This is a genomic window from Bartonella sp. LJL80 (genome assembly GCF_054871565.1).
In genome coordinates this window covers 1-9585 of sequence record NZ_JBTXLM010000016.1, presented here as the reverse complement: position 1 = coordinate 9585, position 9585 = coordinate 1, and the positions used below count along the sequence as shown (strand labels likewise).

The window sequence follows — 9585 nt, the reverse complement described above, 5'->3', positions numbered from 1 at the left end:
AACCGGAACTGGAAATATAAAGCGCCCTATATCCCGTAATCACCCTGGCGCGGGGTGGAGCAGCCCGGTAGCTCGTCAGGCTCATAACCTGAAGGCCGCAGGTTCAAATCCTGCCCCCGCAACCAAATATAAAACCCACCCTTATGGTGGTTTTTTTTTTGGTAATGCGTCCTGTCCCTCTAAACCTTATCCAGGGCCCTTTACGAGGCATAAATGATGCAGCCGGGCAGAAAACCACAAATCTTGCCCCAAAACAAAAATCGATCACACAAGCCCCGTCTGTTTTGGTGCCGGGGCTTTCCAACTCTTCAAAAAACTCTTCACACCCGAAATACCGGATTTTAAACGACTTCAGCGCATCGTTGGGGCCGACGAAAAGGTCGGGATGATAAAGAAAAATTGTTGGTCTGTCCGTCGAATTGGATTTGCATGATTTAGACCGCTTTCGTCACATGCTAAAGATGAGCACACCACTGCATCACATATTCTTCTTCATTGTAGGCAAAGTCGGTCTCAATTGAGACGGTGTTGAAATCATTACGTTTATAAAATTCGATGGCACGTTGATTTCGTGCATAGACCCTTAATTCTAACGCGTTGTACCGTTCTTTGACAGTATTGAGCAATTGATGTCCTAGTCCAACGGACTGGTATTCGGGTTTAACGAATAAACCAGCTATATAACATCCACCTGTTACACCAATGAAAGCATGAATATTGTTATTCTCCTCGTACACATAAACGCTTGCCTCAGGGAGGGCTTTCGCGACAGCCGTGTAATGATTGTGCCAATATGCCGCTGGAATGAAAGAATGGGTCTGAATATTGGTCTCAAGCCAAATTTCCATAATCTCATCAATATCGGTTTCAATGAATTTTCGTATCATATTTTTACATATTCTGTTCAAAAACACTGACGAGCGGATAACGGGAAATAGAGTGTTACGCCCAAGAACCGGAATTCAAATCAATGCAATGAGACATAAACCTCTGAAAATGGTTATATTTTCGTTGAACCTTATTAGTATAGTAGCTTTCCATAACAAGTATGCGAGGATATGACATTTCAATATTTTTGAGATAGTTTATCTCGAATAATATGGAATGGTTTACCGATCGTTGTACCGGATAATATACTATATTTTTCGGTTTTTCCCTATGACTGGATTTGCTTAGAGATATCGTAGCATGAGTTTTGCTTTATCGGAAAAACGGTTGTCGTAGCGCAAGTCACATTCTTTTAGATGCAAAGGATATATTTGGTCAGGAATATCTTTAAACTGGTGAACCGGACTTTTCCAGTCTCAAGAACCCATCTATAACATTAATATCACTTCATCTCCTGACAAATTCGTTCTTGGAATGATCAACGGGTAAATGCACATACCCAAAATCAACCAATCCGCTATATCCGCACCATCCATCGGAGTCTACGATGCAAGCGATGTCCACTCTGCCGCTCATGCTACCGTGTAGCGCTCCTCTTGAGCAATCCAAAACAATTTTTATATAAACCCTGCACATCGCATGCAAAGGCGCAAAGGTAGTGATCTTTCCATAAGCACCGCGTCCACGTTTGCCTTTGACACCGCATGGACCAAACAGACTTTCGTCAGCTTCGACATTATCATATATTGGACGTTGAGCTTCGCATGCAGCATAGAAGCGCTCGAGCAAATCATTATAAAAGAGGTTGACGGGGTTGCGATTAAGCCCCGTAAATTATACCGTTTGAAGGGCTGTTAGATGGCCTGCAAAATAGCGGGTAAGATCGGGAATTTTCTGTGCAGAAATACGACTACGGATACTATCCTTATCTACCATGTCTTATCTTGGCCTTATGACAAAGTGTGTCCCCCCAAATAGGCAAGGCGCAAATTTTTAAACCATTCTCTCCGCTAGGATATCCTCATTCGAGGTAAGCACAATTATAGCGTTCCGCAAGCAATGGAGCGTATTGTGAATTCAACCATCCAGTTGGATGTGCCACGCGACAAGGTCAAGTATTCTGTTTGCGTTCTTTACGGGCGTGCTGAGTTCTATCGTTTCTTTTACAAATATGGGGGGAGGCGCTCGATAAAAATGGGCTCATGCGCTTTGCCAATATACTGCAATTCAAAGAAGTCAAGAACAGCAATGCTACGCCAAGCAAACTTTGTGCGATGCTGAACGGCTCCAATCAGGCAGTCGGCGCTATAACCAAGGTAAAACAGGCGCATAGTTTTCGTATGTTGAGATGATGGCCTATCACGTGCTTACTAACGGATGTGATGAGAAGGTTGAGGATTTGGTTCAGGCTGTGATTGTTATCATGAATAATTGCAGTGACGAGATAACCGTAGGTGCAGACATTCTCGGAAAATTAAAGTGAGCGATTGGATGAAACATTAGAAGCTAGTGTTTTACAGTCGGGGTTTTCTGATATTTTTTTCGGTGGCCGCATAGGATGGTATTTATGCGGCCGAGTATGCAGGGCACATATCTCGTGGCAATATTTTCACTTATTGGTACATTTTTGAAGATTTCGTAGCACAGCTTGTTGGTTCATTGCTTACCTCTCAGCTCTGTATTCATCTCGGCCATGCCAATATTACGCTTGATGAAGTCAACCAATATGCCGATGGCAATCATGGGGTTATCATTTGTATCATTCAAGTCATAGCTTCTTCAGCGCCTACCAGATTGCCCCATTTCATTGAGCGTTAGAGATATAATGGCTTAAATTGTCGATGAATTGGCCAAAAACTTGAGGTTGCATATGGCTGCTGTGCTCAAAGATGATCAAGACGCAATGATTTTTTATTAAGAATAATAAGGCTTGACAAAAATGAACATCGTTCATAATATATCGTGAACAATGTTCAAAACGGGGAAATATTGCATCAAATGAATCATCTTCCAGTGACTATGAAAGGTATTGGTATCGCCTTACCGGAAAATCGGCTATCGACGGTTGCGATCGAACGTAAGTTTGGCCTTAAAACCGGTACGATAGAGAAAAGGGTTGGAGTCAAGTCACGACCAGTTTTGCAGGCTCCTGAAAGTCAGATAACGTTGGCGAAGCTTGCCGCTGAGAATGCAATTGTTAATGCGGATATCGACAAAGCGTCGATTGATCTCGTGCTTTTCGCGGCGGCGGTAGGCTATCAACCTATCCCGGCAACGGCTCCTTTATTGATGCGTTCATTATCGCTTACTGGTGGGCAAGCTGCAGCTTTCGACATTAATGCGACGTGCTTAAGTTTTCTCGCTGGATTTGATGTTGCGGCTTCATTGTTATCGACGCAACGCTACAAAACGATTCTCCTTGTTTCCAGTGAGGTTGCTTCTTGCGCGCTGCCTTGGCAAACCAATATTGAGACGGCTGCGCTGTTTGGCGATGGTGCAGCAGCCACCGTCTTGGTACGTGATGAAACCAAAAAGCGCGGCGTGGTTGGTGCTCATATGGAAACCTACCCGGAAGGGTATGAGGATTGTCAGATCGGCGCTGGCGGAACTCGGATATCACTGGCACATGAATACGATGACTTCGTCAAAAGCAGCGTCTTCGCAATGGAAGGCAAAGCATTATTTCGTCATACGGTTGCACATTTCGATGGTTTTTTAGAAAGGACGCTTGCGAAAGCCGGTTGGGCCCGTGAGGACGTTGACTTGGTTATCCCGCATCAGGCGAGCCCGTTAGCGCTCGCGCATCTGGTTAAACAGTCAGGACTCGCTAATGCAGAAGTCATCAATATTATGGCTGATCATGGCAACCAGATCGCCGCTTCGATTCCCATAGCTTTACATCATGCAGCGGGTAAGGGCCTGTTGTCATCAGGTGCGCGTATCTTGTTTCTTGGCACATCGGCGGGCTTGTCTTTCGGCGCTCTCGCCTATCAAGCATAAAGGAGCCAGTTATGCGGATATTGGTCACCGGTGCTACAGGTTTTCTAGGGCAGTCTCTTGTAAAGCAACTTGTCGCCGAGAAGTATGAAATTACAGCCATAGGCAGAAACCGGCAGAAGGGACAGGAGCTTGAAAAGCTCGGTGCTAATTTTGTCTCTGTGGATTTGCAATATGTTGAAGCGTACAATCGTTTGGCCGATTTAGGCCCCCATGATGCGCTCATTCACGCCGCGGGTCTTTCTTCCCCCTGGGGCGAATACTCTGCATTTTATCGTGCCAACGTCGTTGCAACCCAAACAATGATTAGTACGGCGCGTCGGCTTGGGTGCAGACGAATGATTTTCATTTCATCTCCCAGTGTCTATTTTGATTTTAAGGATCAGATTGATATTGAAGAGACGTTTCCGTTACCGAAACCGGTAAACGCATATGCCGCAACAAAAAGGTTAGCTGAGCTCGACATTTTGCAAGCAAAGGATCTATCGCCGATCATTTTACGACCACGAGCGATCTATGGCAGGGGAGATACCGTCTTATTGCCGCGTCTTGTAAGAGCAATGAAGAAGGGCGCCATACCGCTATTGCGTGATGGCAAGGCGATGACAAATTTGACCTATATTGATGATTGCGTCGAGGCCGTCCGGCTTGTACTTCTTGCATCGGATAGTTCTGCTGGTCGGATATTCAACATTGCTGGTAATGAACAACTTACAATTCGCGAAATCGTTGAGGCGGTTGCGGATAAAACAGGATTTAAACTTCACTGGAAAACACTTCCTCTACCTTTGGCCCGGATAGCGGTGAAGTTGATCGAATTAAAAGCAAAGCTAACGTTTGGCCAACCTGAGCCAACCATAACGACGTACGGGCTGGGGATATTCGCATATTCGCAAACGCTTAACTGCAGCCATGCAAAAAAGTATTTAGGTTTTGAACCAAAAAACAGTTTTGTTCACGGTCTCAACAAAGTGTTCGATGAGGTGGCAAAATGAAAAAGCCTATCTTTTTCAATTCAGCGACTGTAAGCGCTAGAGAACGACTTGTTCTACGCAAAGGGTCCTGGGGGCGCAAAAAGTTTGCTGTAAGGTGGGCACTATTGCCGCAAACGCCGCTTGGTCCATGTCTGATTGACACCGGCTACAACAGGTTCGTAACAGACGGAAAGCAAAGGTCTTGGGCCTTGAAACTCTATAATAAGCTGTTGCGCCCGAAGTTGATTGAAGAGGGGCAAATCTGCTGCGCTTTAAGACGCTATGCTCTCACAACAGATGATATATCGACCATTATTATTACCCATTTCCATGCTGATCACATTAGCGCATTACACAGGTTTCAAAAAGCGAGGTTTCTCGTCAGTGGGATCGCTATCGATGAGTTATCGCACAGCTCGGTGTTTCGGCTTTGGTTAAAAGGTATATTTCCTGAACTCTTACCAAAAGACTTTTTTGCACGGGCAAGGCCAATCGAGCAATGTGAGCACCAAAACATCCAGGGGTTGAAGAGCTTTGATCTTTTTGGAAATGGCGCGTGTTTTGCCTTACCATTGCCGGGACATGCTCGCGGTCATTTTGGTTTGATTTTTCCGGGGTGGAAGCTTTTCTATGCAGTCGATAGCGCATGGTTGTTAAACACCTTAGATCGCAGTCAAGGGCCGAGCTGGCTTGCTAGGCTCATTATGGACGATGCGAGCAAGAACGAAAAAGTTCTGGAGATCGTGCGTGACTTAGAAGCAAAAGGTTACGAAATTATGCTTTGTCACGAACCGACGAGGGGGAATTTTGATGCTTAACCAAATCTATGCCGTTAACGCATTTATACGCACGAAGCGGCTCTATAAAAAATTGCGAAGCCGCGCTGACGTTGATGCTTGGCAAAAGCGCAAGCTGGAAAACTGGTTACTAAAATCTGTTGCAGGAGTTTCGTTTTATCAGGGGGCACGATACCAAGTGCTGGACGATTTGCCGATAATCAACAAGCAAATCATGATGGAATCCTTTTCGGCCTTTAATCAGTCTAGGATAAGTTTGGATGACGTTCGCGCTTCTATAGTTGGTAACGGATCTATCGCAAAGATGCATTGTGGGATGAGCACCGGAACCAGCGGAAATCGCACCTATTATATTATATCCGACCGCGAACGTTTCGTTTGGCTGGGTACCATGCTTGGCAAATTGCTTCCATCTTATCCTAAGACATCAGCACGAATTGCGGTTGCATTGCCTATGGAGACGCCGCTCTATCAATCTGCCAACCATTTATGGAGGCTTGAACTAAGGTTTTTCAATCTTAATGATGGTGTTGAACAAGTCGTAGACAACATCAATCACTACCAGCCAGATAGCCTGATCGCACCGCCGCATTTGCTGCGTTATCTTGCCCATGCCAATGTAAACCTGCCGTTAAAAAGGCTTTTCAGTGCTGGCGAGGTGCTTGATCCTTTTGATCGTGGAATCATTTCTTCGCATTTTTCAGTGAGGGTAGACGAGATTTATATGGCTTCGGAGGGTTTGCTTGCGACACCATGTTGTCACGGCGGTTTGCACCTTTGTGAGGATGTTATGCATTTTTCGCTTGAGAAAGAAGGCAGCAACGGATTGGTTAGTCCGGTTATCACCGATTTTAGCCGCAATACTCAAATCATGGCACGATATCGCTTGAATGATCTGTTGCGAATGGACGAGCAGCCTTGTCCTTGTGGATCGCCATATATGCTTGTGTCTGAAATTGTCGGGCGCAAAGATGATAGCTTTCAGTTGCAATGCGAAGATGGTAAAGTCGTCATTCTTACGCCTGACATTTTGCGTAATGCGATCATTGATAGTTCGCCGCAAATTACGGATTTCAGATTGTTGCATCGCGCCGATGGTACTGTCGAGCTACAGCTGCCGCCACATTATTCCGCGGAAATCTATGCCGGTGCCATTGAAAAATTGCAGGCTATGTTTTCCGGATTTGGCGTTCTTCGCAATATAAAGCTTGGGGTGTTGGAAAGCTCTAACCGCGAGGGCAAAAAGCTTCGTCGTATCGAAAACCAATATGGTCCGGTGCAATAATGGAGTTTCTCAACCGGCTCTATTTTACCTCAAGCAATGAAGACGGCGCAAGTGAGATCGACGTCTTGCGTGATGCTAAAAAGATTTTATGTTTGACGGGCTCTGGCGGGCGTGCACTCGACCTTTTATTGACCGATGCCACCGAGATCGTAGCATTGGACATGAACAGCGCACAAAATGCTTTACTCACGCTGAAAATGGCGGCGATAAGTCATTTAGACTATCAAGAATATTTGAGATTTATCGGTGTTATCCACGATAGCGCGCGCTTGCGGACTCTTGAAAAATTGATGGCTGGAATGTCCATTGGTGACAAAGAATATTGGCAGAAAAACGCAAAAAAGGTTCAAAAAGGAGTTTGGTATAGCGGGCTGTGGGAGCGCGTGCTTTGCGCGAATGCGCAGGGACTTCGCTTGCTCAAAGGGCGACAAATCAAACAGCTATTTGCCGCTTCGACGGTGAAAATCCAGGAAGAGATATGGAAGCGCGCGTTCGACGGCCCATTGTTACGTTGGCTGATCAGGCTTTCTTCCAATAAATTTTTATGGACACATGTTCTTGGCGAGCCCGGTGGAGCATTTTTGCCGTCGTCCGATGAAGTCGCAGACATTTTGGCCAGGAGATTTCGTCATGCGGCAAGCCAATTTCTTTTTAGTGCAAGTGACTTCGCCAAGTTGATATTTGAAGGTAGGCAAAACGAAGATAATCTTGTTCTTCCGCTACACATGCAAGCCCACAATTATCAACGTGTAAAAGATCGTCTGAAGTGCATTAGGATTTTGACGGGCAGATTGGACGACTTGGAAAGCTTGGAGATTTGCAATATTGATGGCTTTTCCCTCTCGGATTTTGGTTCATATTGCAGCCATAAGCAATATCGTGATTGCTGGAAAGGGATCATGGCTGCAAGTGCGAATGGAGCACTCTTTTGCGAACGACTTTTTATGGTCAATCATCAACTGCCATTTACAAGTCTCCAATGTGATGAGGCTTATTCACGCCGGTTAAGTGAAAAAGATATGGCGATCATCTATCAAATCCGTGTAGGAACAATAGGGGATTTATCATGACGGAAACACTCTTTTGGCATGCTGTTGCGTTGTCTCGAAAAGTTAAGACAAAACCTATACGCATCATGTTCGAGGATGAACCATTGGTGATTTTCCGTAACAGCACAGGACTGAACTGCTTACGCGATATTTGTCCACATCGCGGGGCTAGTCTTTCAAAAGGCCGTGTCCGTAAAGACGATATTGAATGCCCGTACCATGGTTGGCGTTTTAACGGCCAAGGGCATTGTACGCACCTTCCGCTTTATTCCGGTGAAACACCGAGGCGCTTTGTTCGTGCCTATGATGTTTGTGAGAGGTTCGGCTTGATATTTATCACCAAAGATAAAGACAAGGCACGTCCTATCACCGATCTGGTTTGGGATGGACAGAAGGCGGTGACGGTGGTGATGGAAAGCATGATCGAGTCCACCCTTGCAGATGTCATTGAAAATGCGCTCGATCCAACCCACACTGTTTTTGTACATGAGGGATTGGTAAGAGGAAGCAAGGGTGACCGAAACAAGCTGACTTTGTCCGCCGGTATTGAAAATGGCATCCTTATCATCAATCATCAAGGTGAAAAAAAACAGAACGGCATCATCTCTCGTTTGCTGGAAGGAGAACGCAGTCACGCCATCAATCGTTTTGCAATGCCGGGTAATCTCTCCTTAGAATATTATTCGGCAACCGGGCTTAATCTCGTTTTTACGATGTATTTTACTCGTTCTGAAAGCAATCATTTCATGGCTTTTGCCGTTATGCGTGGGCCAAGGCAGAAGGGCTTGGGATATTTGAAGGCAATATTATTCATTACTATCATGAGGAAGGTTTTTGAACAGGATAAAGCTATTATGTCGGATGCGTTGGCGAATATGCGCCGCGCAGGTTACCCGCCTTATGCGCGGTCTCCACTTGATATCTTCCGGCCAATGATAGAAGATATCATCGCTTCAAAAGGTTCCTTGATGGATAGGGCATCGATAGAGATTAAAATGGATATTTAGAAATTTGATATCTAATGATTATCGAATGTCATGAATAGATTATATTTTAATAATCATGATATATATTAGTCGTATTGTAAAAATATAATTTATAATACGACTAATATAATAAATCATAAGTTTTTTTATTTAGTTGACAAACTATAATGTTTTGTCGAAATTATGGTGTTGTTTTTTGTAAATATCATCATTGCATTTTAGTAATATGACGCAAAAAGAGGCTGATAAACGCTGCCGTCGTCAAATTGCTATTGAAAATCTTCCAGCTATATGGCAAAGAATAGCGAGAATTAAGTCTGCGCGGGGCTGTAATGGTGCAATCATTGATTAATCCCGCGTGATGTAAGGCATACTATTTCCTATTGGGTGTTTATGGAAATGGTATGGTTGGGATGTTCCAGTCTCTGAGAATGAGCAGGACAAGAAAAGCGGGTCTACACATGTCTAAGTCGTTTAAATTGTTGGGGGGGGGGGGGGGGGGGGGGGGGGGGGGGGGGGGGGGGGGGGGGGGGGGGGGGGGGGGGGGGGGGGGGGGGGGGGGGGGGGGGGGGGGGGGGGGGGGGGGGGGGGGGGGGGGGGGGGGGGGGG

At 45.4% G+C, this 9585-nt stretch carries 7 protein-coding genes and 1 tRNA gene; 7 read left to right on the top strand and 1 reads right to left on the bottom strand.

Annotated features, from left to right (window positions below):
• Positions 1-48 precede the first annotated feature (48 nt).
• Positions 49-125: transfer RNA gene (locus ACYSNS_RS14355), tRNA-Met, on the top strand.
• A gap of 330 nt (positions 126-455) precedes the next feature.
• On the opposite strand, the gene ACYSNS_RS14350 is transcribed toward ACYSNS_RS14355, so the two are convergent.
• Positions 456-887, bottom strand: coding sequence for a GNAT family N-acetyltransferase (locus ACYSNS_RS14350; protein ID WP_461723864.1), 432 nt, complete (start codon positions 885-887; stop codon positions 456-458).
• Between the two features lie 1999 nt (positions 888-2886).
• Between ACYSNS_RS14350 and ACYSNS_RS14345 the strand changes: the two genes are divergently transcribed.
• The 6 genes from ACYSNS_RS14345 to ACYSNS_RS14320 are packed head-to-tail and all read left to right on the top strand — an operon-like array spanning position 2887 to position 8997.
• Positions 2887-3888 (top strand): 3-oxoacyl-ACP synthase III family protein, encoded by a 1002-nt coding sequence (locus ACYSNS_RS14345; RefSeq protein ID WP_461723863.1) that lies wholly within the window; start codon positions 2887-2889, stop codon positions 3886-3888.
• An 11-nt stretch (positions 3889-3899) separates the two neighbouring features.
• Complete coding sequence (locus ACYSNS_RS14340; protein WP_461723862.1) at positions 3900-4880, top strand: NAD-dependent epimerase/dehydratase family protein; 981 nt, start codon at positions 3900-3902, stop codon at positions 4878-4880.
• Positions 4877-5677, top strand: a complete 801-nt coding sequence (locus ACYSNS_RS14335; RefSeq protein ID WP_461723861.1) for an MBL fold metallo-hydrolase — start codon at positions 4877-4879, stop codon at positions 5675-5677. The genes ACYSNS_RS14340 and ACYSNS_RS14335 overlap by 4 nt, the downstream gene beginning before the upstream one ends.
• Positions 5670-6941 (top strand): F390 synthetase-related protein, encoded by a 1272-nt coding sequence (locus tag ACYSNS_RS14330; RefSeq protein WP_461723860.1) that lies wholly within the window; start codon positions 5670-5672, stop codon positions 6939-6941. Before ACYSNS_RS14335 ends, ACYSNS_RS14330 begins: the two co-directional genes overlap by 8 nt.
• Positions 6941-8011: a DUF3419 family protein gene (locus ACYSNS_RS14325; RefSeq protein WP_461723859.1), complete on the top strand. Its 1071-nt coding sequence runs from the start codon at positions 6941-6943 to the stop codon at positions 8009-8011. Before ACYSNS_RS14330 ends, ACYSNS_RS14325 begins: the two co-directional genes overlap by 1 nt.
• Entirely contained in the window at positions 8008-8997 is a 990-nt protein-coding gene (locus ACYSNS_RS14320) for a Rieske 2Fe-2S domain-containing protein (protein WP_461723858.1), read from the top strand. Before ACYSNS_RS14325 ends, ACYSNS_RS14320 begins: the two co-directional genes overlap by 4 nt.
• Positions 8998-9585 lie beyond the last annotated feature (588 nt).

Excerpts from the sequence above, each read along its gene's own strand:
- ACYSNS_RS14340 (WP_461723862.1), top strand. The coding sequence starts at position 3,900 with ATGCGGATATTGGTCACCGGTGCTACAGGTTTTCTAGGGCAGTCTCTT.
- ACYSNS_RS14345 (WP_461723863.1), top strand. The coding sequence starts at position 2,887 with ATGAATCATCTTCCAGTGACTATGAAAGGTATTGGTATCGCCTTACCG.
- ACYSNS_RS14325 (WP_461723859.1), top strand. The coding sequence starts at position 6,941 with ATGGAGTTTCTCAACCGGCTCTATTTTACCTCAAGCAATGAAGACGGC.
- ACYSNS_RS14330 (WP_461723860.1), top strand. The coding sequence starts at position 5,670 with ATGCTTAACCAAATCTATGCCGTTAACGCATTTATACGCACGAAGCGG.
- ACYSNS_RS14335 (WP_461723861.1), top strand. The coding sequence starts at position 4,877 with ATGAAAAAGCCTATCTTTTTCAATTCAGCGACTGTAAGCGCTAGAGAA.
- ACYSNS_RS14350 (WP_461723864.1), bottom strand. The coding sequence starts at position 887 with ATGATACGAAAATTCATTGAAACCGATATTGATGAGATTATGGAAATT.
- ACYSNS_RS14320 (WP_461723858.1), top strand. The coding sequence starts at position 8,008 with ATGACGGAAACACTCTTTTGGCATGCTGTTGCGTTGTCTCGAAAAGTT.